The sequence below is a fragment of the Methylobacterium sp. FW102-HT35C08 genome, assembly GCF_058790235.1.
Genome location: NZ_JBYTCL010000002.1, coordinates 3,252,532 through 3,277,279, shown reverse-complemented (window position 1 = coordinate 3,277,279; position 24,748 = coordinate 3,252,532). Strand labels below are relative to the sequence as shown.

Here is a 24,748-nt window from a genome sequence, read left to right as displayed (position 1 = left end):
AGTCTACGCGCCCAACTCCACCGCGCCGCCGAGCGCAGCGGAGACCTCCTCCTGGAGCCGTTCGGCCATCATCTGCCGGCCATCGAAGGTCATATGCACGACGTCGGTGAAGATGGGACGGCTGTCGGTCTCGAAGATCCGGCTCAGATCTCGCGTTCCGAAAGCCGCACTCGGGATCGGCGCCGCGTCGAGGCGGGACAGCACGCTCTCGCACCGCGTGTATTGCCGGTCGAGATAGGCCAGGAATTCGCCGGAAGCGGCGCGCGCCTCGTCGCCGACCCGTTCGGCTCTACGGACGACAGCCGGCTGGAGCAGGAAGCGGATTGTGGCGCCGATGCCCGGGGCGAGCCGTTGGAGCCGCTTCAGCGACAGCTCGAACTGCCGCACCACTTCCCATTCCCACAGGTCCGACTGCCAGTTCGTCAGCGCCCGGAGGTTCTCGAGACGCTGGAAGATCTGCGCCTGCAGGCCGTCGAACGTGAGATCCTGCGCCTCCCCATCCTGCTTTCTGGGATCGAAGACGTAGTCGTAGAGGCATTCGTTGGCGAAGTGGTTGTAGGGATAGCCGGCGCGCGGATCGAAGCTCCACGGCTGGAGCATATCGGTGCCGCCGCCAACGATCAGGATCACGTCCGGCTGAAGGTCCATCAGCCGTGTCGTGATCAGAGCGATCATTTGATTCAGGCAGGCCGAGATGGCGCCGAAATTGTAGACGCGTGCGCCTTCGCCGTGGACGCGCTTCAGACCGGTTTCAAGCCGGCCGGGCACGGTATCGGCGAAGGATTCCCCGTCGACCAGGGTGCTGTCACCGACGACGAACACCCGCAGGGTCTCGGAAGCCGGCCGCGCATCTGCATGGATGTCGTTGCGATAGCCCAGGGCGTCATAACGCCAGCCCTTGTCCGCCGCCGTGAGCGGCTTCCCGGCAAAGTGAGTATAGGGCGCCGGAAAGCGGATATTCGCGTCGAAGTTCCGGAAGCTCTTCAGGAATTCGCGCCGCCTCGCATTCTCGGTCTCGTCAGACGGCCGCTGGGCCATGATCCGGCTCCTTCCCGAGCGGATGATCGTGTGTGCAATGATCGTGGGCTGCCCAGCCCCGCGCCAAGGCGCGGGCGAGGCCGAAAGGTCAGCCGCTCAGCCGCGCAGGCTGGCGTGGTTCTCCAGGAACCAGCCGTAGGTCTGGCGCAATCCATCCTCCAGGCCGATCTGCGGCCGCCAGCCCATGGCGGTGAGCCGCGACACGTCCATCAGCTTGCGCGGCGTGCCGTCGGGTTTCGTCGCGTCGAACGCGAGATCGCCTTCGTAGCCGATCACCCGCGCCAGCGCCTCGGCCAACTGGCGGATGGTACAATCCTCCCCCGTACCGACATTGATGTGCGACAGGTCCGGACGCGTATTCGCCGCGTAGAGCGCGTCGTCCATCTCCATCACGAACACGCTGGCGCGGGCCATGTCGTCGACATGGAGAAATTCCCGCATCGCCCGGCCGGTCCCCCATACGGTGACCGTCGCGCGGCCCTCAGCCTTCGCCTCGTGCAGGCGCCGCATCAGCGCCGGCAGGACATGGGCGTTCTCTGGGTGGAAGTTGTCGTTCGGCCCGTACAGATTGGTCGGCATCACGCTGCGATAGCGCCGCCCGTACTGGCGGTTGTAGCTCTCGCACATCTTGATGCCGGCGATCTTGGCGATGGCGTAGGGCTCGTTGGTCGGCTCCAGTACCCCGGTGAGCAGCGAATCCTCGCGCATCGGCTGCTCGGCGAGCTTCGGGTAGATGCACGACGATCCGAGGAACAGCAGCCGGTCGACGCCGCTCATGTGGGCGGCATGGATGACGTTGGTCTGGATCAGCAGGTTGTCGTGAATGAATTCGGCCGGATAGGTGTTGTTGGCGTGGATGCCGCCGACCTTGGCGGCCGCGAGGTAGACCTGATCGATCCGGTGCTCGGCGAAGAACTGCCGGACCGCCGCCTGGTCGAGCAGATCGAGCGCCTGCCGGTCGGCGGTCAGGACGCGCGCGTGGCCGAGTTCCCGCAGCCGGCGCACGATCGCCGAGCCGACCATCCCACGATGGCCCGCAACGAAGATGGTCTCTCCACGACCGTCCATCACGCTTCCGCTTCCCTGCCAAAAACTTGGCCTGCCGAGGCTCTATAGCCGTCCTGCGGCCGGATATCTCCGCGCAAACACGTGTTTTGTGAGGCGATCCGCCTGTGCACGACGGGCCTTGCGCGAAGGCGGAAGGGCCGCAGCCGATCTTTGTTCGCCCCGGCATGATCCCGCTCCGGCCTGCCAATGGGGCGCAAGACGAACGTGTACCGCAGCAGGTTGACACCTTTCCCGCTTGCATGGCCGGAAACTGCCGCGCTAGTGTCAACTCATGCTGACACTCGCACCTGACCAGAAGGTGAGGCAGGAGATCGACCGACGGCCCCATGCCGCGGTCATCGGAGCCGGCTTCGGCGGCCTGGCCGCGGCCGTTCGATTGGGCGCGCGCGGCTATCGAGTCACGGTGCTGGAGCGTCTCACGCAGGCCGGCGGCCGCGCACGGGTGCATCGGCAGGACGGCTTCACCTTCGATGCCGGACCAACCATCGTCACCGCGCCGCAGCTGTTCGAGGAACTCTGGCACCTCGCCGGGCGCCGGCTGTCGGACGACGTCACCCTCGTGCCGATGGATCCGTTCTACCGGATCCGGTTCGCCGACGGCTCCTCCTTCGCCTACAACGGCGACCCGGAGCAGATGCGCGCCGAGGTGGCGCGCGTCGCGCCAGACGATGTCGCTGGCTACGAGCGGTTCATGGCCCATAGCAGGGCGGTCTGCCAGATCGGCTTCGAGCAGCTCGGTCACGTGCCCTTCGACAAGGTCGGAGCGATGCTGCGGATCGCCCCGGATCTGCTTCGCCTGTCCGGACACCGCTCGGTCCACGACGTGGTCGCCCGCTTCATCCGTGACGAGCGGCTGCGCACGGTCTTCAGCTTCCATCCGCTGCTGATCGGCGGCAACCCGTTCCGGGCCAGCGCGATCTACTGCCTAATCGCCGATCTGGAACGGCGCTGGGGCGTCCATTTCGCCATGGGCGGGACCGGCCAGCTCGTCGACGGTCTGGTGCGGCTGATCCGCAGCCAACGCAGCCGCGTCCGCCTCGGTGTCGATGTGGCCCGCATCCGCGTGGAGCGGGGCGAGGCGACGGGCGTCGAGCTTCAGAGCGGTGAGACGATCGCAGCCGATGTGGTGGTCTCAAACGCCGATTCGGCGGTGACGCACGCGCAGCTCCTTCCGCAGCCGCAGCGCTGGAGCGCGGGTCGGTTCCGCCGCGCTCGCTCCTCAATGGGGCTGTTCGTCTGGTACTTCGGCACGAGCCGCCGTTATCCGGAGGTTGATCACCACACGATCCTGCTGGGACCGCGGTACCGTGGGCTGCTCGCCGACATCTTCGATCGGAAGCGGCTGGCGGACGATGCGAGCCTCTACTTGCATCGGCCCACGGCGACGGATTCGAGTCTGGCGCCCGCCGGGTGCGACGCGTTCTACGTGCTCGCACCGGTGCCGAATCTCGCGGGCGGACAGGATTGGGACGCGCTGGCCGAACCGTACCGACGGCGGATCGCCAGGATTCTGGAAACCAGCGTCCTTCCTGGCCTGTCCGATGCCCTCGTGACCTCGAAGGTGACGACACCCAAGGATTTCCAGGACGATTTCCTGAGCTACCGCGGCTCCGGCTTCGGACTGGAGCCGGTGCTCACACAATCCGCGTGGTTCCGACCGCACAACCGGTCGGGCGCCGTTCGAAATCTCTACCTCGTCGGCGCCGGCACGCATCCCGGCGCCGGTCTGCCCGGTGTGCTCTCCTCCGCCCGTATCCTCGACAGCGTGGTGCCCGATGCCCGCGTTACCGCCTGAATTCGCCGCCGCGGCCGACCGGACCGCCTGCCGGGCCGCGATCCGCACAGGCTCGAAGAGCTTCTTCGCGGCCGGGCGGCTGCTTCCCGGAGATGTGCGCGAGGCGGCCTACGGGCTCTACGCCTTCTGCAGGCTCTCCGACGACCTCGTCGACGAGGCGCCGAGCCCGGCCGACCGGCGCGACGCGGTCACCCGCCTCGATGGCCGGATCAGCCGCGCCTATGCCGGCCAGCCGGCCGATTCGGCGGCCGATCGCGCGTTCTCGGACATCGTCAGCGCCTACGCGATCCCCGAGACCCTGCCGCGCGCCCTCATCGAGGGCTTCGCGTGGGATGCGGACGGACGGCGCTACGCCGATCTGGCCGCCGTTCACGGCTACGCCGCCCGGGTCGCCGGTTCGGTCGGGGCCATGATGGCGCTGATCATGGGTGCCCGCGAGCCGGACGCGCTCGCCCGCGCCTGCGATCTTGGTGCCGCGATGCAGCTCACCAACATCGCGCGGGATGTCGGCGAGGACGCCCGGATGGGTCGGCTCTACCTTCCACTCGACTGGATGCGGGCGGCCGGTCTCAACCCGGACGCGTTTATGGCCGACCCGCAACCAAGCCCCGCGCTGTCCGGAGTCGTGGCCCGCCTCCTCTTTGAGGCGGAGGGCCTCTATGCGCGGGCCGAAGCCGGGATCACCGTGCTCCCGGCACAGTGCCGTCCGGCGATCCGGGCCGCGGGCCTGATATATGCCGAGATCGGGCGCCGGATTGCGGCGAACGGATACGATTCGGTCACGCGTCGCGCCCGGGTCGGTGGCGCCCGCAAGGCGGTGCTGATCGCTCGCGCGATGCGCGAGCCCGCCGTCTCCGCATCCCTTACGGCTGCGGCGCTTCCGGAAGCTGCGTTTCTGATCGAGGCGGTCGGCCGCCATCCGTTGACGCCTGCCCGCCAGCGCCCGGCGCTCAGGCCGTGGTGGGATGTCGGCGGCCGTGTCGTACACGTGCTCGACCTGATCGAGCGCATGCGTGAGCGCGAGGCGTTCAGCCGCTCCGCCTCGCTCTGAGGCTCCGATATGGGCGACCGGCTCTTCGCCGCCCTCGATCTCGGCCTCGTCTTCCTGGTCGTGTTCGGCATCGGCGTCTGGCAGCTCGTCGCCGTCCGGCGGAGCATCCGACGCGACCGCGATGGACGATCAGAGTGATCCGCCTTTACGGCGTCGCGTTGAGCGCGACATCGCCCTCCAGCAGGCAGCCGATCGCGCGTCCGTCCGCGAAGCCGAGCCGGACGCGAATCTCCGACAGCCGGCCCATCGCCCGGCCCTGAAGGATGCGGATCGGCCGGTCATCCGGCGCCACGAGGCCGTCCTCCAGCAACCCGAAAGCGAGCGCGGCAGCGGCGATCCCGGTGGCCGCGTCCTCGGGATAGCCCGAGGCCCGCGGGAACTGCCGCGCCTCGAACAGCCGCGCCGGTCCGTCCAGCACCGCGTAAGGGTAGAGCCCGGTCGAGCCGATCCGCGTGCAGGCGGCCTCGACGGCGTCGGATTCCGGCGCCAGGGCATTGAGCGTGGCGGCATCACGCATCGGGACGAGGGTCTTCACGCGGGACGTCACGGCGTTGTGGACCGGACGGTCCGCCAGGGTGCCGCGATCGATCCCCAGGGATGTCAGGATCGCGTCCTCCGCCTCGCCGGCGAGAGGACGGACGCTGCCGGCCGGCTGCGTGATCGCGATCGTCCAGTCCCCGTCGCCGCGCGGCGCCACGAAGCCCGTCACCGCGCCACTGCCGGTGGCGATCCGCACAGTCGAATCCGGCAGCCGCCCCTCCCGAGCCAGAACCCAGAGCGTGCCGATCGTCGCGTGGGCGCACATCTCCATTTCGTGGTTCGGCACGAAGAAGCGGAAACGCAGGTCGTGAGCCCCGTCGTCCGATGGCAGCGCGAAGCCCGATTCATGGCCGTAGCGCCGCGCGACATCCCGCATGGATTCGGCGTCGAGGCCGCGCGCGTCCGCGACGACGGGGCAGGGGTTACCGCCCCGTCCGCCATGGGTGAACACGTCGACCAGGGTCACGTCCGGCATGGGCTGGCCTTTACTGCAGGTGGCGGGTGTAGGTCTCGCCGGCTTCGGCCTTCAGGACGGCGCCGGCCTCGCGGCCGATGCGCTCCGCGTCGACGGCCGGGCCCTGGCGGGTGACCGCCCAGTGACGGCTGCCGTCCGGCAGGAACAGCAGACCGTCCAGGGTCAGCGTCTCGCCGTCGATCCGCGCCAGAGCGGCGATCGGCGTCCGGCACGACCCGTCCAGCTCCGCCAGAAGCGCCCGTTCCGCCGCGATCGCGGTGGTCGTGCGGGCGCAGGCGATCGGCGCGACGACCTCGTGGATCGCGCTGTCGCCGGATCGGCACTCGATCCCCAAAGCGCCCTGCGCCACGGCCGGCAGCATCTCGTCGACCGGGAGGATGCTGCGCGCCATCCCTTCCAGTCCGAGGCGCTGCAGGCCGGCCAGGGCCAGCAGGGTCGCATCGCACTCGCCGGCTTCGAGCTTGCGCATCCGGGTGTTCGCGTTGCCGCGCAGCGGAACGACACGAAGATCCGGCCGGTGCATCAGCACCTGCGCCCCGCGGCGCAGCGACGAGGTCCCAACCCGCGCGCCCTCCGGCAAGCCCGCCAATCCGTCCGCGTGCGGAGACAGGAACGCGTCGCGCGGGTCATCGCGCTCCAGGATGCAGGCGATGGTCAGTCCGTCGGGAAGCCACGTCTCCACGTCCTTCATGGAGTGCACCGCGACGTCCACCTCGTCGGCGAACAGCGCCTGCTCAAGCTCCTTGGTGAACAGGCCCTTGCCGCCGATCTCGGAGAGCGGCCGGTCGAGGATCTTGTCGGCCACCGTGGTGACGACGACGAGCTCGGTCTCCAGGCCCGGATTGGCGGCCACGATCCGGTCGCGCACCATGCCTGTCTGGGCAAGGGCCATCGGCGAGCCGCGGGTACCGATGCGCAGGGGACGGTTCAACATCTGGTTCCGGGTCTATTCGCGGGACGGGACAGTGCCTTATAGACCGACCTCGGCGACAGGCCACGCTCCGCGGCCTCATTTCACCGTGCTGAACAAGTCGCCGTCAGGCCCACCGGACCCGGCGCAGCGGCGCCCCGCTTTCGCCGGACTGCGCAGCTAGGGGATCGCGGCGACCTCCAGAGCGAACAGGTATGGTGCGATGCTGATTCTGCCGAGCCGACGGCAGTTCCTGACCGGGCTCGGCGCGGGCGCGGGCCTGGCGGCCGCAACGGGGGTCTACGCCTTCGACGTCGAGCCGATGCACCGGCTGGTCGTCACGTCCTACGCGCCCGCGCTGCCGAACTGGGATCCGGGCTTGCGCCTGCGGGTCGCGGTGCTCGCGGATTTCCATGTCTGCGAGCCGTTCATGCCGTTCGACCGCGTCGCGGAGATCGTCGACGCGACCAACGCGCTCAAGCCCGATCTCGTGCTGCTGCTCGGCGATTACCCGGCAGGCAAGATCGCGTGGCGCAAGTTGCCCCTCGCTCAGTTCGCCCGGATGATGGAAGATCTGAAGGCGCCGCTCGGAACGCACGCGATCCTGGGCAATCACGATTGGTGGGACGACAAGGCCGTCCAGAAGACGCGTCGCGGGCCGCCCGCGGTCAAAGGATTACTGGAGGCGCGCGGCATCCCCGTCATGGAAAACCAGGCGCTGCGCCTGACCAAGGATGGACGCCCGTTCTGGATTGCCGGCCTCGCCGACCAGCAGCCGTTCGAGGACGTCTGGACATCCGTCAGCTACGCGGACGTGCCGCGCACCCTCGCAGCTGTCACCGATTCGGCGCCGGTGATCCTGATGGCGCACGAGCCCGACATCTTCATGGACCTCCCCGACCGCGTTTCCCTCACGCTGGCCGGCCATACCCATGGCGGGCAGGTCCGGATCTTCGGTCGCTCGCCTGCGATCCGGAAAATCTATGGCCACGATTATTCGTACGGCCACGTCGTCCAGGACGGCCGGCACATGATCGTGTCGGGCGGATTCGGGATGAGTCGCATCCCGATGCGGTTCGGCGTGCCGCCGGAGATCGTCCTCCTCGAACTCGGCCATCCGAATCTGGCCATCGCCGGCGCCTGACCGAGGACGGTACCCTCCGCGACCGTGACGCGCGCAAATCGGAGCAGCCCCGCGCCCGAACGCCGCGGCGCTCGTTTTCCAGGGCTCGCCGCGCTACCTCGCCCCGATGCGCGCAATCGTTCCCTGTCTGGCTCTCGTGATGCTGGCGACCAGCCACGCTTCCGTTCACGCACAATCCTGCGACGCGCTTGTCGACAAGGTCACGGCGGAGACCTCAGCCAAGGCCGCGGAGCGTCGCAGCGACTACGCGAGCTTCACGGCCGGGCCGGACATGACCCTGACGCTGGCCTGCGGCGGCGTGGACCTGTCCTCGGTCGGCGCTCAATTCCGCGGCGCGAACCCGCCGGACAGCTATTACGATCTGTTCGGTCAGGCCGGGCATGCGGTCACGGGCATCGATGCCGCGGTCATCACGGACGCCGCCCACCGCGCCCAGGCCACGGCCACGAAGCTGCGGCACAGCAACATCGATCTCGGCGGAGCGCGCGTCACCTGCTCGGCGATGGTCTCGCCGGACAAGGGCCCCCTGACGCTCTGCGCGGTGATCGAGAACAGCAACCGGAGCTGAGGCCGGCGGCCAGCGCCGCCGGCACACGATCCCGCCTCAGAGCGGGATGTTGTCGTGCTTCTTCCAGGGCTGCTCCATCTCCTTGGTCCGGAGCATGCCGAGCGCCCGGGCGATCCGGCGCCGGGTCGAGTGCGGCATGATCACCTCGTCGATGTAGCCGCGCTCGGCCGCCACGAACGGCGACAGGAACCGGTCCTCGTACTCGCCGGTGCGCGCCGCGATCTTCTCCGGGTCGCCGAGCTCGCTGCGGAAGATGATCTCCACCGCGCCCTTGGCGCCCATCACGGCGATCTGCGCCGTCGGCCAAGCATAGTTCACGTCGGCGCCGACATGCTTCGACGCCATGACGTCGTAGGCGCCGCCGAAGGCCTTGCGGGTGATGATCGTCACCAGCGGCACGGTCGCCTGCGAATAGGCGAAGAGCAGCTTGGCGCCGTGCTTGATCAGGCCGCCATATTCCTGCGCCGTGCCCGGCAGGAAGCCCGGCACGTCCACGAAGGTGACGATCGGGATTCCGAACGCATCGCAGTAGCGCACGAAGCGGGCGGCCTTCCGCGACGCATCCGAATCGAGCACGCCGGCCAGAACCAGGGGCTGGTTGGCGACGAAGCCGACGGTCCGGCCCTCGATGCGTCCGAAGCCGGTGATGATGTTGCGCGCGTAGGCGGCCTGGATCTCGAAGAAGTCGCCCTCGTCCGCCACGCGGCGGATTACCTCGCCCATATCGTAGGGCTTGTTGGGATTGTCGGGAATCAGCGTGTCGAGCGACATGTCGAGGCGATCGACATCGTCGAAGCTCTCGAGTTCTGGAACGCCGTCGATGTTGTTGGCGGGGAGGAAGTCGAGCAGGCGGCGGATCTGGAGGATCGCCTCGACGTCGTTCTCGAAAGAGCCGTCGGCGATGGACGACTTGGTCGTGTGCACCTTGGCACCGCCGAGTTCCTCGGCGGTGACGACCTCGTTGGTCACGGTCTTCACCACGTCGGGACCGGTGACGAACATGTAGCTCGTGTCGCGGACCATGAAGATGAAGTCAGTCATGGCGGGCGAGTAGACGTCGCCGCCCGCGCAGGGGCCCATGATCACCGAGATCTGCGGGATCACGCCCGAGGCCATGACGTTGCGGCGGAACACCTCGCCGTAGCCGCCGAGCGCCGCCACGCCCTCCTGGATGCGCGCGCCGCCGGCATCGAAGATGCCGATGATCGGGGCCCGCATCTTCAGCGCCATGTCCTGGACCTTCACGATCTTCTGGGCATGCGCCTCCGAGAGGGATCCACCGAACACCGTGAAGTCCTTCGAGAACAGGAAGACCGTCCGGCCGTTGATCGTGCCCCAGCCGGTGACCACGCCGTCGCCGGGGATCTTCTGCTTCTCCATGCCGAAATCGGTGGAGCGATGCTGCACGAACATGTCGAATTCCTCGAACGACCCATGGTCGAGGAGGAGCTCGATGCGTTCCCGCGCCGTCAGCTTGCCGCGCTTGTGCTGAGCCTCGACGCGCTTCTCGCCACCGCCGAGCCGGGCCTGTGCCCGCCGCTCTTCGAGCTTGTCGAGGATATCCTTCATGGCCGTTTCCGCCCCTTTCCCTGCCCGTGACTCGCAACCCGGAACGGGCCGGGTCCAAGCTTATGCGTTCGCCGATCGTGCGCCCTTAGCACGCGCGTTTCGGGTGGCAAACCGACGCGATTGTCAGATTTTCGGGGGAGGGGGGATGGTGGACGGTGCAGGGATCGAACCTGCGACCTTTCCCGTGTGAAGGGAACGCACTACCGCTGTGCTAACCGTCCGTACCGGCGCACCGCCGTCAGCGGACGCCCTATGGTTGCCAGCGCTTGTAGGCGCGGCGACCCGGTGGCCGGCCTTCTAGGGCGCGGCGGCCCGGGACGTCAAGCACGGCGCGCGACGTTCCTGCGCTCTGAAGCGGCGCAGCCGTCCGAAATCCGACACTGCGATGTATGAGCCCGCACCGGAAGTGCGGCCGCCCAGATGCCGTGCAGTTGACAAGGCGGGGCCCGCAATGCGCTGTTCCGCCATGCACGAGAGGCCAGCGGGCGCGGAGCCCGACAGCGACGTGACCACCGAGATGCAGGCACCGGTGACCCGGCCGCGCGTCGCGATCACCTACTGCACGCAGTGCAACTGGCTGCTGCGCTCGGCCTGGATGGCGCAGGAGCTGCTCTCGACCTTCCGCGACGATCTGGGCGAGGTCGCCCTGATCCCCGCGACAGGCGGCGCGTTCCGCATCGAGCTCGGCGGTGCGCTGCTGTGGGAGCGCGTGCGCGATGGCGGCTTCCCCGACGTGAAGGCGCTGAAGCAACGGGTCCGGGACCACCTCGACCCGGAGCGCGATCTCGGCCATATCGACCGGTCATGAGGCGAGGGAACGGCGAGGAGCCCGCGGGGCACCGCGGGCCGGGGGCGGGCCCCGCTTGAGTCCGGATCACCAGTCCGAGGGCGGCGGCGTTCCGGCGGTGATTCCCGCGCGCCGATCCTGGCTGTCGCGGCGGATCCACCGCTTCTCCGGCAACGGCTTCTCGACGCAGGTCTACCTGGTCGCCCTGGTGATCGCCCTGATCGGCCCGGGCCTGCTGTTCACCAGCATCCTGCTGATGCGCTACGCCTCCGCGGAGCGGGCCCGGTTCGAGCAGGACGCCCGCGAGAACGTGCGCGGGATCGGGCTATCCCTCGACCGCGACACGGCCGGTCTGGTCTCCGTCCTGCAGACGCTGGCGACTTCGCCGCGGATCCGCCAGGGCGACTTCGAGGCCTTCGACGCGCAGGCCCGCCTCGTGCGTGAGTCGATCGACCTGGATGTGCTGCTCCGGCGCCCCAACGGCCAGGAAGTGGTCAATACCGGCGTCCCGCGCACCGCGCCGCTGCCGGTGGTTCCGCTGCCGTTCGATCAGGAACTGTCCCGGGGCACCCAGCGGGCGACGGTGAGCGGCTACGTGCCGGGCCCGACCCCCGCAGAGGCGTCCTACGCGGTCGGCGTGCCCGTAATGATGGACGGGGAGGTCGCCTACATCTTGAGCTTCACCGTGCCGCTCGCGCGGCTCCAGGGCATCCTGTCGCGCGAAGTCGTCCCGGGCTGGACGACGGGGATCAGCGACCGCTCCGGCATCGTCATGGCGCGCCTGCCGGATCCCGATGCCGTGATCGGCCGTCAGCGGCTCGCAAGCCTGCGACAGGTTCAGACGGCGACGCCGGGCGTGTGGGAGGGCCAGGATCGCCAGCACAAGCCCGTGGTCGTGATCGAGGCGCGCTCGCGGCTGACCGGCTGGATGGTCGCCACCAGCATCCCGCAAAGCATCGTCGACGCGCGGGTCCGGCGCTGGATCTGGGCCTTCGCGGGCTTCGGCCTGCTGGTGCTCGCCACCTCGTCGCTGCTCGCGGTCAATCTCTGGTCGCGGGTGTCGCGCCCGCTCCGCCTGCTTGCCGCCTCCGGACCGGCCCTGGCCCGCGGCGAGGCCATCCCGCGCGTGCCCTCGCCGGTCCATGAGATCCAGCGGCTCGGCGCGGTGCTGTCGGATGCCTCGCTGCGGTTGCGGACGCGGGAGGAGGAGCGCGACCGCGCGCTCGCCGACACGCGGCGCGGCCTGACTGCCCTCAGCGAGAGCGAGGCCCGGTTCCGCCACATGGCCGATTCGGCGCCCGCGCTGATCTGGATGACCGATGAGACCGGCGCGGTCAGCTTCGCGAACCTGCATTTCGAGCACGTGTTCGGCTTGCCCGCGGCGGAGTTTGCAGACGACGGCTGGCATCGGATCGTGCATCCGGACGATCTTCAGACCTTCCGGACAGCCTTCGGCGAGGCCTTCGCGGAACGCCTGCCGTTCCGCATCGAGGTCCGGGTCATCGACAAGGACGGGGTTGTGCGCTGGCTTCAATGCGAGGGCGTCGCGCGCCTCGACGATGACCAAAATTTCCTCGGCTATACGGGCTGCAACATCGACATCTCGGACGCGAAGAACGCCGAGGAACACCTGCTGCTTTTGATCCACGAGCTGAATCACCGGGTCAAGAATACGCTGGCAACCGTCCAGTCGATCGCAGCCCAGTCCCTGCGCGGCCTCGAAGGCGCCGAGGCCGACGCCGCCCGGGCCGCGTTCGAGGCGCGTCTCCTGGCCCTTGCCCGCGTGCACGACGTCCTGACCCGCGAGAGCTGGGAGGGCGCCGAACTCTCCGCGGTGGTGGCGGACGCGATCCGGCCTCTGGAGGCGAGCGATGGCCACGCCTCCCGGTTCCGCGTGATCGGGCCGGCGCTGCGCCTGCCGCCGCGGCTCGCGCTCTCGATCGCCATGGCGCTGCACGAACTCGGCACCAACGCCGTGAAGTACGGGGCGCTCTCAACCGAGGGCGGCTGCGTCGAGATCGCCTGGACGGTGCGCCGCGAGGCGGAGTCGCACCTGTTCCTGCGCTGGGCGGAGAGCGGCGGGCCGCTCGTGAAGAAGCCGACCCGCACCGGGTTCGGCTCACGTCTGATCGAGCGCAGTCTCGCCCGGGAGCTGGCCGGCGAGGTGACCTTGTCCTACGAGCCGAGCGGCGTGGTCTGCACCATCAACGCGCCGGTGCCGCCGCCGGGCCTGATCGAGCGGAAGAGCGTCGCCGCCCCGACTCGGATCGCGCCGCTTCCCCTGGCAGGGTAGGTGGCAGAGGCGGCGTCATCGCGAGCGCAGCGAGGCGACCCGGGTAGCGCGTTCGGTGATTGGAGCGCCGCTGACCTGCTTCGCTTCGCTCGCAATCATGGCGTTGCTGTCGACCGAAGCCGAGTCCGGTGAGCCCGCCAACCGCGTGCCTCAGTGATACGGATCGGCGGCGTCGCGCAGACCGTCTCCCAGGAAGTTGAAGGCCAGCACCGTCACGAGGACCGGAAGAACCGGCAGCAGCAGCCACGGGTAGAGCTGCACTGCAGCCAAATTCTGCGACTCGTTGAGGAGGACGCCCCAGCTCGTCACCGGCGGCCGGAGGCCAAGACCCAGGAAGGAGAGGGCGGTCTCGCCGAGGATCATGGTCGGGATCGACAGGGTTGCCGACGCGATCAGGTGGCTCATGAAGTTCGGGATCAGATGGCGGCCGATCACGCGGGTGGGCGAGGCACCCATCAGCTCGGCGGCCTGGACGAAATCCTCCTCGCGCAGCGCGAGGAGCTTGCCGCGCACGGCCCGGGCGAGGCCCGGCCAGTCGAGCAGGCCGAGGATCACCGTGATGCCGAAGAAGACGAGGAGCGGGCTCCAGTTCGGCGGCAGCGCGGCCGAGAGCGCGAGCCACAGCGGCAGCTCGGGCAGGGACCGCACCACCTCGATGAGCCGCTGCACCCCGGCATCGACCAATCCGCCGAAATAGCCCGCGATCCCGCCGAACAGCAGGCCGAGGGAGAAGGATATCGCGACGCCGACGAGGCCGATGGTGAGGGAGATCCGGGCCCCGTAGATCAGGCGCGAGAACAGGTCACGCCCGAGCTTGTCGGTGCCGAGCAGGAACAGCGTTCCGGTCTCGGGCGGACAGACGAGGTGGAGATCGGTGCGCACGAGGCCGAGCCAGTCGTAGCCGTCACCCCGGCAGAGGAAGCGCAGGGCCTGAGGCGTCCGCGTGTCGACGACGTAGTCCCGGCGGAACGTGTCGAGGTCGAGATGGGCCCGATACGGGTACACGAACGGGCCGACGAACCGCCCTTCGTGGAAGAGGTGAACACCCTGAGGCGGCGCGTAGAGGAAGTCGCCGTTGCGCCGCGCTTGGCCGTAGGGGGCCAGCACCTCTACGAACGGCACTGTGGCGTACAGGGCGAGCAGGATCAGCGCCGACGCAACCGCCAGGCGGTGGCGCAGGAACTTGCGCAGGATCAGCCGCCACGCGGATGCGCTGCCGGTCGAACTCTCGGCCCGCGCCTCCGACTCGAACGGCGCGGGATCGACGAAGTGGCCGGCTACGGGGGCCGCGTCGGTCATCGTAAGCCCATGCGGATGCGGGGATCGAGCCAGACGAGGGTCACGTCCGAGATCAACATGCCGATTAGCGTCAGCGCGGCGACGAACATCAGGATGAACCCGGCCATGAACTGATCCTGGCTGCGCAGGGCGTCGAGGAGCAGCGGCCCCACGGTCGGCAGGCTCAGCACCAGGGACACCAGCACGGATCCGGAGACGAGGTGCGGCAACAGGTTGCCGATATCGGCCACGAACGGGTTCAGCGACATCCGGAACGGGTATTTCAACAGCGCCCGCAGCGGCGGAAGACCCTTGGCGCGGGCGGTGACCGTATAGGGCTTCGCCAATTCGTCGAGGAGGTTGGCGCGCATACGCCGGATCATCGCCGCGGTGCCGCCCAGCCCGATCACCAGCGTCGGCACGATCAGGTGCGCGAGCAGCGAGCGGACCTTGGTCCAGGTCCAGGGCTGGTTTGTCAGGGCCGAATCGTAGAGGCCCCCGATCGAGAGTCCGAAGTATCGGTTGGTGTAGAACAGCAGGATCAGCGCGAGGAGGAAGCCCGGCAAGGCCAGGCCGACATAGCCCAGGAGCGTCACGACCGCGTCGCCGAACGTGTGCCGATGCGTCGCCGAGTAGATCGCGGCCGGAATCGCCACGACGTGCACGAAGATCACGGCGGTGATGTTGATCAGCAGCGTCAGCCAGAGCGCATCGCCGACGACCTCCGCCACCGGCTTGTCGTACTCGAACGACCAGCCCCAGTCGCCTTGCAGCAGGCCGGAGAACCCGGCCGGGCCCGGCATGGCGCCGATCCACATCAGGTATTGCTGCCAGACCGGCCGATCGAGGCCGTACTGGCTGATGAGTAGTTCGGCCTTGGCCACCGAGCCCGCATCCCCTGTGGCGCGCAGCTCCATGATCCGGTTGGTGAGGTAATCCCCCGGCGGCAGCTTGATGATGACGAAGACGAGCGCCGAGATGACGAGGAGCGTCAGCGCCATCGTCACCAGGCGCCGGAGGATCTGGACGATCACCGGACCTCCGCGCGCTTGTCGGCGCCCTTATCCCAGAACAGCTCGTCGAGGCGCTGAACACCAATCATCGCGGTGGGCTCCCAGGAATAGAGGGCGCGTTTCGGCAGGTTGATCAGGCGGTCGGCCCCGACCACCGGCTGAAGCGCGCCCGCCACCGTGCCGATCACCCAGGTGTTGCGCGCGTGGTTCATCAGCATCTCGCGCCAGATGTCGGCCTGCTTCCCGGAATCGTCGGTCTCGCGCCACGCGCGGTCGAGTTGGATCAGCCGCTGCACGTCCGGGACGTCGCAGGGTTGCCCGCTCTTGCCGCGACTCTCGACGTTCAGGCTCCAGAGCGGCCAGGCGTAGTGCTCCGGCTGGGCCGGGCTCAGCTCCGTGGGCGGCATGATCGCGGTCGGGACCGCGAGGTCGAGGCCCTGCGCGGCGACCATGATCGTCATGCCGGCGATGGAGCGTCGGCGCAGGTTCGTGCGCTCCTGGGGCTTGGTGATCAGGCGGATGCCGACCTCGCGCCAGAACTCCGTGATCAGCAGCAGCGCGTCGAGCACCATCTCGGCCTCGCCGTCGCTCTCCACGACGAGCTCGAGGGCGCGGCCGTCCGGCAACAGGCGCGTGCCGGAGCCGTCGCGGCCGGTCAGTCCGATTGCATCGAGCAGCGCCGAGGCCTGCGCGGGATCGTAGCCGGCGTTCAGGGTCCGCAGCTCCGGCGAGAACAAAGGGCTCTCCGGCACGATCGTATCGTTGCCCTCCGTGCCGATGCCGAACAGCAGCGTGTTGTTCAGCGTCCGCCGGTCGATGGCGAGCGACAGGGCGTGGCGGTAGCGGACGTCGCGATTGAGGGCGCGCCAGACCGGGTCTGCCGTGGTGAGGTTCGGGTAGAGCGCGATCTCCGATCCGCGGGCCACGGGCCACAGGTTGGTCCGGTACTGGTGCGCCTTCTCGCCCTCCTTCAGGCTCGGGATGTCGGGCATCGCCAGGCCGCGGAACATCAGGTCGGCCTCGCCGGCATTGGTCTTGGCGACCAGCAGCCCTTGCGAGGCGACATCCATCACGAGGGTGTCGACATAGGGCAGCTGCGTGCCGGCCGTGTCGACCCGGTGGTAGCTGCGGTTCCGATCGAAGCGGAATCGAGTCGCCGGCGACCGGGTGCGCGGCACCCATCCCTGGAGGGTCGGACAGTCCGGGTTGTTCAGCTCGTAATTGTCGTCGAGGCGGTTATGCAGCGCCGCCCAGCTGCGCAGCTTCTGCGCCTTGGCCTTCGCCTCGGCCGCGTCCTTGCCGATGTAGCGGGCATGGTACGGCTTCAGGTAATGGGCCGGGCGGTAGATCAGCGGGTCGCGCGGCGCGGCGAGCGCCGGGAGGAAGGTCGGATTCGGCCGGTCCCAGCTGTAGCGGACTGTGAGCGGATCGAGGAACTCGACCTGCGGCGGCTTGCCGTCGACCAGGAAGAAGGCGGGCGGTCCTTCCGGGCTCATCGCCTTCTCGTTGGCGACGTCCTCCCAATAATAGCGGAAATCCTCCGTGGTGAACGGGTGCCCGTCCGACCAGCGGTGGCCCTTACGGAGGGTGAAGGTGAAGCGTCCGCCCTCGACATCGACCCGCTCCAGCAGGTCGGGCCGGAGATTGAGGTCGGCATCGTAGCCGACGAGCCGCGTGTAACCGTAGACCGACAGGTAGCGGACGTCCCTCGCCTTTGCGATCAGCGTCCGGATCGTCCCGCCGGTGGTGCCGAGCTGCCGCCCATGGGCGGTGAGATCGACAACCAGCGGGGAGGTCGGAGGGGCAGGTGCCTCCGCATCAGACCAGCCCGCCCGGGGCCACAGAACGGAGGCGCCGAGACCGGACAGGAGGGCGCGGCGGGACACGCCGCCGGCGCTCCGTCCGCGAGGCGGGGCACCTTTGCGCGCGTCCGGACCGCTCACGGGCCACTCCGCAGCGTTACCGAGGTGAGCCGCGCCGGCGAGTAGCCGGTGGCGCGGTGAAGGTCGTCGAAGGCGTGGGACCGTAAGATCAGCCCGGCCGCCTGCCGGACGAGCGCGTCGTCGGCCGGCTGCTCGAACGCGCGGCCGTTCCGGGTCCAGCGGATCGGCTCCGGGCTGCGCTCGGGTCCGGTGATCATCGCGATGGTCGGATGCGCCGGGCCGCCATGGGCGTGGATCCGGTGCCCGGCGGCGTCGTCGTCGAACAGGAGGCGCGTCAGTCCGCGCGCCTGCGCCTCGACCACCCGCCGCCCCTGGGCGACATGGTCGTCGAAGAACGCCACGGTGGCGGCCGGATCGAGCATGGACCAGTCGGCAGTGGACCAGTCGGCGGTGCTGTAGCGGGCCTGCGGGTCGCGGTACTGGAGGCCCGAGAGGTCCGGGTCGTGGCAGAAGATCCTGGCGTGCGGGCAGGCCTGTCGGATCACCCAGGTGGTGAGCCCGCGGAAGACGCCGGATTCGATGACGTAATCCGGCTCCAGCGCCCGCATCGCGACATAGAGCTGGAGGGCGCCGTTGAAGCCGCTGCCGCCGCGGCGCTGGCGGACCGGGGCGGACGGGATCAGGTCCCAGAACGTCTGCACCTGCTCGAGAAGGTCGCCGCCCGCGGGGATCCCGGCGGCCGCGAGGTCGCGCTCCAAGATCGCCGCCGCGGATTCTAGCAGCGTCGTCACCTCGCGCGGCGAGGTCGGACGATGGCTCCAGTCCGGCGCGGCCGGAACGAGATCGTAGCCCAGGCGGTCGAACAGGGGCGACAGCACCTTGCGACGTAGGCGCTCCAGATAGACGGGCGGCCGCGGCTGCATCACGCCGCCTCCGCCGCGCGGGCCGTACCGAAGCGGACGCGGTGGCCGGCTTCGATCGCCTGCATGGTGCCGGCCTCGTCGGCCCCAAGCCGGTAGGGCTCGGCCCAACGCGAGGGATCGTTCTGCTCGCCCGTGATCGCAGCAAAATCGAGCGGGTGGTCGAGGCTCGGATCGGGCACCGCCGCCAGCAGCGCCCGCGTGTAGGGATGGACCGGGTGGCGGAACAGGGCGGCGCGAGGGGCCTCCTCGACGATCCGGCCGCGGCACATCACGCTGATCGTATCCGCCATGTAGTCGATCACTGCCAGGTTGTGGGAGACGATGAGGTAGGACAGGCCCAGTGCTGCCTGAAGATCCTTGAGCAGATTCAGGATCTGCGCCTGCACAGAGACGTCAAGGGCCGAGACAGGCTCGTCGAGGACGAGCAGCCGCGGCTTCGCGGCCAGCGCCCGCGCGATGCCGATGCGCTGGCGCTGGCCGCCCGAAAAGGCGTGCGGGTAGCGGCCGAGGCCGGCTGCGTCGAGGCCGACCATCGCCATCAGCGCCCGGCAGCGCTCCCGCCGCTCGGCGGCGGGGACGCCGTGGATCTCCATCGGCTCGGACAGGATCTGCCGGACCGTCATGCGCGGGTCGAGCGAGGCGTAGGGGTCCTGGAAGACGAACTGCACCGTGCGCCGGTAGGCGAACAGAGCATCGCCGCTCAGGGTGTGGACGTCCCTTGGGCCGGTGCCGTCGTCGAACAGGATGCGCCCCGAATCCGGCTGGAGCGCTCGCATGATCATCTTGGAGACCGTGGTCTTGCCGGAACCGGATTCGCCCACGAGCCCGAGGGTCTGGCCCGCCGCGAGGCTCAGCGAGACGTCGGAGACCGCATGGACCAGACGGGGCTTCTGCCACAAGCGGCCGGCACGCAGCGTGAAGGTCTTGCTGACGCCCTCGACCTGCAGGAGCGGACCTGCGAGCGGCGGTCGCGCCTGCACCGGCGGGATCTCGGCCCGGGCCGGACGGATCGGCGTGAGCCGCTCGCCCGGCGCCATGTCGAACCGGGGAACCGCGTGGAGCAGCGCGCGCAGATAAGCGTGGCCCGGCGTGCGCATGACCGTGTCGCGCGGGCCGGCCTCCACCAGGCGGCCGCGATACAGGACCGCCACGTCGTGGGCGATGTTGGCGACGACGCCGAGATCGTGGGTGATCAGCAGGATCGCCATCCCAGTCTCCTCCTGGAGACGGGCGAGTAGGGCGAGGATCTGGGCCTGGGTGGTAACGTCGAGCGCCGTGGTCGGCTCGTCGGCGACCAGGAGGGCCGGCTTCAGGATCAGCGCCATGGCGATCATGGCGCGCTGGCGCAGGCCGCCGGACAGCTCGAACGGGTAGGTCTTCAGGGCCCGGCGCGGATCCGGGAAGCCGACCCGGGCTAGTGCTTCCTGGGTCCGCGCGTCGGCCTCCCGCCGGTCGACGCCGGTATGGATGCGCAAAGCCTCGCCGATCTGGTCGCCGATCGTGTGCAGCGGCGACAGGCAGGTCATCGGCTCCTGGAAGATCATCGCGATGCGCTGCCCACGGATCGCCCGCATCGCCGCCCCCTCGGCGGGGAGCCGGGCGATGTCTGTCTCCGCGGTACCATCGCGGAACAGGATCTGGCCGCGGGTGATGGACGCAGAAGGCGGCAGGATCCGAAGAATCGCCTGCGCGGTCACGGACTTTCCCGATCCGGACTCGCCGACAAGCGCCAGGGTGCGCCCGCGCATGACATCGAGGGACAGACCGTGCAGGGCCTCGAACGGTGCGGATTCGGTTCGAAAGGCGACGGCGAGGTCGCGAATGGACAGCAGCGGGCTCAACCAGTCCTCGCGATCTGTGGGACTGAAGAATGCGGCGCCGGACTTGTGGTGTCCATTGCGGCATCGTCGAAAAGCTCGCGCGGATCGAGCGCGCGGATTGCGGGATGCTTGAGGAGACGTAACAGCAGCGCCTCCACGAAGTCCCAGATCGCCGGGTCATGAGCGAGATGGTGGGTCAACAGGCCGACTGGCCGGCCAGGTTCGCGAGCGATGTCGGCGGCCAGATCGCGCAGCAACGCCTCTGGATCCCGCAGCGACCGGGACCCACGCCAGTCGATCGGATCCAGCGTCGCGTCGATGCGGCGGAGGCCCGGGACGGACGCCCCGGGCACCGCGGAGAGGCCGCGATAGCCGAGATCCGGCAGGGCGGCCGCCAGCGTCGGCGCTAGCCGGTTCCAAGGGGGCACGAAAACCGGCAGCAGGATCGGACCGGGCACGCGCTCCCGCGCGAGGCGAAGGCCGGCCACGGCATCGGCCAGGAGTTCGACGTGTGGCCGGTGCGCGCCGAACTCTGCGGGTTTCTCACCGCTGGGCGCGTGATTGCGATGCGCGAGGCCGTGAACCGCAACGCTCACGTTCTGAGCCGCGGCGAGCCGGCGGCCGAGGGCGGGCTCGATTCCGGCCGGTATGGCGGCGAGCAGGAGCGGCGCGGCGTGGGCCGCAGCGAGCGCGAGCAGCCGGTCGAGGGCCGGCGTCGCGGTGACCGCGTCGTCGTCGCGCCAGAAGAAATGGATCTGCCTGCCGCGCGACGCGGCCTCGTTCAAGGCGCGGTCCAACGGATCCGATCCGGCGCCCGCCGCGGGCCCCCGCGACATGCGCTGGAGGTTGGCGAGCAGCGCCGCCGTGATCTCGACCGAGCGACGAGCGCCTCCGAGATCGAAGCCATGGGCGTCTGGCGCCGGCGCGACGCTCCGAGCCTCGACCGCGCGGAGCAGGGTGTCCGCGGTGAGATCCGCCTCCGGCAGGACCTCGGCGATGCCGTGGGCGGCCAAGCGCTCGGCGCGCAGTCGCTGCTCGGTCTCATCCCCGGCCTCGAACGGAACCAGCACAGCCGGCGTCCTGGTGGCGAGCAGATCCGTGGCGGTGTTGTAGCCGCACTGACTCACCGAGAGTGCCGCCGCCGCCAGCAGGCTGCGGTAATCGGGCCGGGCGCGGCCGAGCACGCCCTTCGGCAGTGCGCGTCCGATCGCGCGTAGATCCGGCTCCGGGACGCCGTGCCCGGCCAGGATCTGCCAGCCGAGGTCGGGCCGCCGCCGGGCGGCCTCCGCGGCCGCGCGCAGCAGGAGCAGCCCGGCCGGCCCCGACCCCGCGGCCACCAGCACACCCGCGCGCGCGGCGGCCGGGGCCGGGCGGCTGCCCTCGTCGACGTACCCGGTGTAGCGTATCATCGCGCGTGTCCGGCCGTCGAGCGGCCAGGACGCGTCGAGCGGCACCAGCGCCGGATCGCCGTGGACCAGGACGGCATCGTAGAGCGCCGCCACGCGGTCATGCGCCTCGGCGATCCGCTCCGGCTTGGACGAGGCGACCAGGATGTCCCGCACGGAGGCGAGGACGAGCGGGCGCGGGCTTGAGGCGCGGGCGGCCTCCACCAGGGCGATGAACTCGCTGGCGAGCGCCCGGCGGCCGAACGGGAACAGCTCGGTGATGACCGCGTCCGGCCGAAACGACGCCAGGGCCTCGGTCATCAGGGCGCAGCGGGAATCCAGCAGCGCCGCATCCGCCGGCTCGCCATCCGGGCCGAGCGGCATCGCGAAAGCCGTCCCGGCGACGTGCAGCGGCGGCAATTGTACGAGGCGCACGCCGTCGAGCCGCACCATCGGGGCTGGAACACCGCCGGACACCAGCATCGCGTCGTGCCCGGCCTCGACGAAGGCGCGGGCGAGGGCGGCGGCGCGGGTGAGATGGCCGGCGCCGAGGAGATGCGTCACCGCGATCAGGACGCGCACGCGGACAATTCCCGTTCGCTCGCCGAGGCGGCGGCTCCGAGCCCCGCAGAGGCACGAAGCCGGCCGGCGATCAGGTCGATCGCGGCTTCCTCCGAGAAGTCCTGCACGAGCCGTGCCCGCGCGGCCTCACCCAGGCGCCGGCGCAGGGCCGGCTCACGGGCCAGGCGTTCGATGGCGGCTGCCAGAGCCGCCGGCGCGCCGGGCTCGACCAGCACGCCGTGCACCCCGTCGGTGAGGAATTCCGGCGTCCCCGCGAAGCCGGTCGCGAGGATCGGCAGATCCTGGCTCGCGGCCTCCATGAGCACGTTCGGCAGCCCGTCCCGATCTCCGCCGGGCGCGGGCTTGGTTGGCAGCACGAATAGGTCCGCCTCGCGCATGGCGGCGATCACGTCGGGCTGCGCCAGGGACCCGAGGAACGACACCCGTCCCGACAGGCCGCGCGCCTCGACCTGCGCCTCCAGGGCGCGCCGAGTCTCTCCGTTGCCGATCAGGTCGAGGCACCAGTGGAGGCTCGCGGGCAGGGCGGCCACGGCGTCGATCAGGTCGTCATGCCCCTTCTTGGCGACGAGTCGGCCGACGCAGAGGAGCCGGAGCGGCGCCGCGGGATCCGAACCGTCACGGGGTGCGCGCGTCGCGGGCGGGACGGGGAAACGGCCGAGGTCGAGGCCGTGATAGGCGAGCAGCGTCCGACCCGGCGCCAGGTGATCGAGGCGTGCGAGCCCGTCGCGGGTGCAGGTCACGCCCCAGGCGGCGTCGGTGAGCTTCTCGCGCAAGTCCCAGTCCGGGGTCGTCCAGATGTCTTTGGCGTGGGCGGAGAAGCTCCAGCCGCGGCCGGTCAGAAGCGCGACATAGCGGGCGACGCTGGCGGGCGTGTGAAGGAAATGTACGTGGAGATGCGCCACGTCGGCGGGCAGTTCCCGCGCGAGGACCAGGGCCTGCCCGAGCCGCCGGATTCGCGAGGCGGTCGGGTCGCGCCGGAAGTCACGGGCGAACAGCGTGAGAAGCGCCGGGAAGCGCGGTCGCCGAAGCGCGGCGCCCAAGCCGGCGAGCACGCGCAGCGGCGCGTCGCGAAGATATTCGGGAAGGTAGGCGACCGGCGCCTGGATCTGCGTGTGCATCGGGTGCCGCGCCCGATCGGTCGGGCGGCGCAACGACCAGATCTCCAGGGGCAGGCCGCGCTGTTCGAGGGCGAGCAGTTCCTGCGCGATGAAGGTTTCGGACAGCCGCGGGTAGCCCTTGAGCACCACGGCGACTCGCACGGGCTTCACGAGAACGCCCGCACGCAGGAGGACTCCGAAGTGGCGCCCGCCAGGGCCCGAACCCTGCGGGCGACCGCGTCGAGACCGTCGAGCAGGCCCGGAACCAAGACCCGCGACGGCTCGGACTGATCCGGCAGGGCGCGCAAGGCCGCAGCCATGCGCTCCGGCGCCCGGCCGTCAGCTTCCATCAGAACCCGGACGAGCCCCAGCCGCTCAGCCGCCTGCGCGCGGATCGCCTGTTCCCGCCGCGGTTCGGTGCGCGGGACAAGGATGGCGCGCCGGTCGAAGGACAGGATCTCGCAGAAGGTGTTGTAGCCGCCCATCGCCACCACGCCGGACGCCTTGCGCATCAAAAACTCGATCTCGCTGTCGAAGGTGATCGCGGAGATCCGTCCGGCGAGCCGGCGGATCCGCGCACTGAAGCGCTCGCGGGTCTCCGCATCGAGGAAGGGGCCGAATGCGATGAGGGCGGGGAGGGGGATCCCGGGATCGATCTCGTAGGCGCCGATCACCCAGTCGATGAGCGCCGCGCCGTCGCCGCCACCCCCCGGTGTCACGAGGATGAACGGGCCGGCCGCGATGGCCGGCTCATCCCGGTCGGCACGCCGCTCGGGCAGCGCCCGGCGGAGATAGCCGGTGTAGATCAGGCGCTCGCCGATCCGCGCGGCCATCTCCGCCTCCATCGGCAATGCCGCCAGCGGCTCGTGGATGCGGCTGAGGCCGTAGACCCAGATCTCGTCGTAGAAGCGCGCCATCGTCTCGGCCGCACCCTTGCGCTCCCATTCGGGAACGAGGCGGTCGGCATCGTCGAGCACGTCGCGCAGGCCGAGGACGAGCCGGATCCCGCGGCTCGCGGCCGCTTCGAGCACCGGCATCAATTCGCCGTGGAAGCCCGCGGGCTCCTTGTCGACGATGACGAGGTCGGGCCTGAAGTCTTCGCAGGCCCGCACGATGGTCGTCGATCGCTGTGCGACCGTCCGAGCGAGGGGGATGTCGGCGTCGAGGCTCGCATAGCCGCCGTCGCGGAACTTCGTCACCGGCGGCAGCCGGACCGTGCGCACACCCGGCGCGAATCCGAAACGGTCGATCACCGGCGAGCCCGACACGATCGTCGCCCGCGCCCCCCGGTTGCGCGCGACGATCGCGTTGGCGATCGCCCGCGAGCGCCGCAGATGGCCGAGCCCGAAGGTGTCGTGGCTGTAGATCAGGACGCGTGGGGCGGGAGACGCCTCGTCCACTCGCATCAAGGAGACCGCCCCGTTTGACGGCGCAAGGATCGCAGCCGCCGCCCTCTCGCACAAGCCGGGCCGCACGGCAAACAGCGCGGTCGCTGGCTGGCGCGCCGCGGGTCACGCGCGTGGCGAAAT

Annotated in this window: 20 protein-coding genes and 1 tRNA gene; 7 read left to right on the top strand and 14 right to left on the bottom strand. The window is 69.8% G+C overall.

The window, feature by feature from the left end; all coding sequences use genetic code 11:
• Nucleotides 1–3: 3 nt before the first annotated feature.
• Together AC3WSN_RS15630 and fcl are read right to left on the bottom strand one after the other, a co-directional pair.
• Nucleotides 4–1,038, bottom strand: a complete 1,035-nt coding sequence (locus AC3WSN_RS15630; RefSeq protein ID WP_492539122.1) for an SGNH/GDSL hydrolase family protein — start codon at nt 1,036–1,038, stop codon at nt 4–6.
• Between the two features lie 96 nt (nt 1,039–1,134).
• Nucleotides 1,135–2,106 (bottom strand): GDP-L-fucose synthase, encoded by a 972-nt coding sequence (fcl, locus tag AC3WSN_RS15625; RefSeq protein WP_492539120.1) that lies wholly within the window; start codon nt 2,104–2,106, stop codon nt 1,135–1,137.
• A 271-nt stretch (nt 2,107–2,377) separates the two neighbouring features.
• Here fcl and crtI point away from each other — a divergent pair, with 271 nt between their 5' ends.
• From crtI to AC3WSN_RS15610, 3 genes are read left to right on the top strand one after another with little or no spacing between them, the layout of a single operon-like run.
• Entirely contained in the window at nt 2,378–3,901 is a 1,524-nt protein-coding gene (gene crtI / locus AC3WSN_RS15620; protein WP_492539118.1) for a phytoene desaturase family protein, read from the top strand.
• The gene (locus tag AC3WSN_RS15615; RefSeq protein WP_492539116.1) at nt 3,882–4,952 is read left to right on the top strand and encodes a phytoene/squalene synthase family protein; all 1,071 of its coding nucleotides are present in this window, start codon (nt 3,882–3,884) and stop codon (nt 4,950–4,952) included. Before crtI ends, AC3WSN_RS15615 begins: the two co-directional genes overlap by 20 nt.
• A 9-nt stretch (nt 4,953–4,961) precedes the next feature.
• Nucleotides 4,962–5,090: a hypothetical protein gene (locus AC3WSN_RS15610; protein ID WP_492539114.1), complete on the top strand. Its 129-nt coding sequence runs from the start codon at nt 4,962–4,964 to the stop codon at nt 5,088–5,090.
• Between the two features lie 7 nt (nt 5,091–5,097).
• Here AC3WSN_RS15610 and AC3WSN_RS15605 read toward each other — a convergent pair whose 3' ends face one another.
• Both AC3WSN_RS15605 and hemC read right to left on the bottom strand, forming a co-directional pair.
• Complete coding sequence (locus AC3WSN_RS15605; protein WP_492539112.1) at nt 5,098–5,967, bottom strand: PhzF family phenazine biosynthesis protein; 870 nt, start codon at nt 5,965–5,967, stop codon at nt 5,098–5,100.
• Between the two features lie 10 nt (nt 5,968–5,977).
• Nucleotides 5,978–6,901 (bottom strand): hydroxymethylbilane synthase, encoded by a 924-nt coding sequence (hemC, locus tag AC3WSN_RS15600; RefSeq protein WP_492539110.1) that lies wholly within the window; start codon nt 6,899–6,901, stop codon nt 5,978–5,980.
• Between the two features lie 199 nt (nt 6,902–7,100).
• Here hemC and AC3WSN_RS15595 point away from each other — a divergent pair, with 199 nt between their 5' ends.
• A complete protein-coding gene (locus AC3WSN_RS15595) occupies nt 7,101–8,021 on the top strand; it encodes a metallophosphoesterase (RefSeq protein WP_492539108.1) in 921 nt (306 codons plus the stop codon).
• Nucleotides 8,022–8,160: 139 nt separating this feature from the next.
• Nucleotides 8,161–8,589: an ABC transporter ATPase gene (locus AC3WSN_RS15590; protein WP_492539106.1), complete on the top strand. Its 429-nt coding sequence runs from the start codon at nt 8,161–8,163 to the stop codon at nt 8,587–8,589.
• A gap of 36 nt (nt 8,590–8,625) precedes the next feature.
• Here the strand turns inward: AC3WSN_RS15590 and AC3WSN_RS15585 are convergent, their stop codons facing one another.
• On the bottom strand, nt 8,626–10,158 hold the full coding sequence (locus AC3WSN_RS15585; protein ID WP_192707650.1) for an acyl-CoA carboxylase subunit beta: 1,533 nt from the start codon (nt 10,156–10,158) through the stop codon (nt 8,626–8,628).
• 146 nt (nt 10,159–10,304) lie between these two features.
• Nucleotides 10,305–10,379, bottom strand: a tRNA-Val gene (locus tag AC3WSN_RS15580).
• Nucleotides 10,380–10,675: 296 nt separating this feature from the next.
• On the opposite strand from AC3WSN_RS15580, the gene AC3WSN_RS15575 reads away from it, so the two are divergent.
• Together AC3WSN_RS15575 and AC3WSN_RS15570 are read left to right on the top strand one after the other, a co-directional pair.
• Nucleotides 10,676–10,966, top strand: coding sequence for an Rdx family protein (locus AC3WSN_RS15575; RefSeq protein WP_192707819.1), 291 nt, complete (start codon nt 10,676–10,678; stop codon nt 10,964–10,966).
• A 55-nt stretch (nt 10,967–11,021) separates the two neighbouring features.
• Entirely contained in the window at nt 11,022–13,238 is a 2,217-nt protein-coding gene (locus tag AC3WSN_RS15570; protein WP_492539104.1) for a sensor histidine kinase, read from the top strand.
• A gap of 150 nt (nt 13,239–13,388) precedes the next feature.
• Here AC3WSN_RS15570 and AC3WSN_RS15565 read toward each other — a convergent pair whose 3' ends face one another.
• Genes AC3WSN_RS15565 through AC3WSN_RS15530 form a run of 8 tightly spaced genes read right to left on the bottom strand, consistent with a single transcriptional unit; the run spans nt 13,389 to nt 24,625 of the window.
• Nucleotides 13,389–14,537 carry an ABC transporter permease gene (locus AC3WSN_RS15565; RefSeq protein ID WP_492539102.1) on the bottom strand — a complete coding sequence of 383 codons (1,149 nt, stop codon included), beginning with the start codon at nt 14,535–14,537 and terminating at the stop codon, nt 13,389–13,391.
• The gene (locus tag AC3WSN_RS15560) at nt 14,534–15,550 is read right to left on the bottom strand and encodes an ABC transporter permease (RefSeq protein WP_492539101.1); all 1,017 of its coding nucleotides are present in this window, start codon (nt 15,548–15,550) and stop codon (nt 14,534–14,536) included. Before AC3WSN_RS15560 ends, AC3WSN_RS15565 begins: the two co-directional genes overlap by 4 nt.
• Nucleotides 15,547–17,472 carry an ABC transporter substrate-binding protein gene (locus AC3WSN_RS15555; protein ID WP_492539099.1) on the bottom strand — a complete coding sequence of 642 codons (1,926 nt, stop codon included), beginning with the start codon at nt 17,470–17,472 and terminating at the stop codon, nt 15,547–15,549. The genes AC3WSN_RS15560 and AC3WSN_RS15555 overlap by 4 nt, the downstream gene beginning before the upstream one ends.
• A complete protein-coding gene (locus AC3WSN_RS15550) occupies nt 17,469–18,335 on the bottom strand; it encodes a hypothetical protein (RefSeq protein WP_492539097.1) in 867 nt (288 codons plus the stop codon). Before AC3WSN_RS15550 ends, AC3WSN_RS15555 begins: the two co-directional genes overlap by 4 nt.
• Complete coding sequence (locus AC3WSN_RS15545; protein WP_492539095.1) at nt 18,335–20,176, bottom strand: ABC transporter ATP-binding protein; 1,842 nt, start codon at nt 20,174–20,176, stop codon at nt 18,335–18,337. The genes AC3WSN_RS15550 and AC3WSN_RS15545 overlap by 1 nt, the downstream gene beginning before the upstream one ends.
• Complete coding sequence (locus tag AC3WSN_RS15540; RefSeq protein ID WP_492539094.1) at nt 20,173–22,122, bottom strand: glycosyltransferase; 1,950 nt, start codon at nt 22,120–22,122, stop codon at nt 20,173–20,175. Before AC3WSN_RS15540 ends, AC3WSN_RS15545 begins: the two co-directional genes overlap by 4 nt.
• Complete coding sequence (locus AC3WSN_RS15535) at nt 22,110–23,390, bottom strand: glycosyltransferase family 4 protein (protein ID WP_492539092.1); 1,281 nt, start codon at nt 23,388–23,390, stop codon at nt 22,110–22,112. The genes AC3WSN_RS15540 and AC3WSN_RS15535 overlap by 13 nt, the downstream gene beginning before the upstream one ends.
• Nucleotides 23,387–24,625 carry a glycosyltransferase family protein gene (locus AC3WSN_RS15530; RefSeq protein ID WP_192707659.1) on the bottom strand — a complete coding sequence of 413 codons (1,239 nt, stop codon included), beginning with the start codon at nt 24,623–24,625 and terminating at the stop codon, nt 23,387–23,389. Before AC3WSN_RS15530 ends, AC3WSN_RS15535 begins: the two co-directional genes overlap by 4 nt.
• Nucleotides 24,626–24,748: the final 123 nt, after the last annotated feature.

Excerpts from the sequence above, each read along its gene's own strand:
- AC3WSN_RS15630 (WP_492539122.1), bottom strand. The coding sequence starts at position 1,038 with ATGGCCCAGCGGCCGTCTGACGAGACCGAGAATGCGAGGCGGCGCGAA.
- fcl (WP_492539120.1), bottom strand. The coding sequence starts at position 2,106 with ATGGACGGTCGTGGAGAGACCATCTTCGTTGCGGGCCATCGTGGGATG.
- crtI (WP_492539118.1), top strand. The coding sequence starts at position 2,378 with ATGCTGACACTCGCACCTGACCAGAAGGTGAGGCAGGAGATCGACCGA.
- AC3WSN_RS15615 (WP_492539116.1), top strand. The coding sequence starts at position 3,882 with ATGCCCGCGTTACCGCCTGAATTCGCCGCCGCGGCCGACCGGACCGCC.
- AC3WSN_RS15610 (WP_492539114.1), top strand. The coding sequence starts at position 4,962 with ATGGGCGACCGGCTCTTCGCCGCCCTCGATCTCGGCCTCGTCTTCCTG.
- AC3WSN_RS15605 (WP_492539112.1), bottom strand. The coding sequence starts at position 5,967 with ATGCCGGACGTGACCCTGGTCGACGTGTTCACCCATGGCGGACGGGGC.
- hemC (WP_492539110.1), bottom strand. The coding sequence starts at position 6,901 with ATGTTGAACCGTCCCCTGCGCATCGGTACCCGCGGCTCGCCGATGGCC.
- AC3WSN_RS15595 (WP_492539108.1), top strand. The coding sequence starts at position 7,101 with ATGCTGATTCTGCCGAGCCGACGGCAGTTCCTGACCGGGCTCGGCGCG.
- AC3WSN_RS15590 (WP_492539106.1), top strand. The coding sequence starts at position 8,161 with ATGCTGGCGACCAGCCACGCTTCCGTTCACGCACAATCCTGCGACGCG.
- AC3WSN_RS15585 (WP_192707650.1), bottom strand. The coding sequence starts at position 10,158 with ATGAAGGATATCCTCGACAAGCTCGAAGAGCGGCGGGCACAGGCCCGG.
- AC3WSN_RS15575 (WP_192707819.1), top strand. The coding sequence starts at position 10,676 with ATGCAGGCACCGGTGACCCGGCCGCGCGTCGCGATCACCTACTGCACG.
- AC3WSN_RS15565 (WP_492539102.1), bottom strand. The coding sequence starts at position 14,537 with ATGACCGACGCGGCCCCCGTAGCCGGCCACTTCGTCGATCCCGCGCCG.
- AC3WSN_RS15550 (WP_492539097.1), bottom strand. The coding sequence starts at position 18,335 with ATGCAGCCGCGGCCGCCCGTCTATCTGGAGCGCCTACGTCGCAAGGTG.
- AC3WSN_RS15530 (WP_192707659.1), bottom strand. The coding sequence starts at position 24,625 with ATGCGAGTGGACGAGGCGTCTCCCGCCCCACGCGTCCTGATCTACAGC.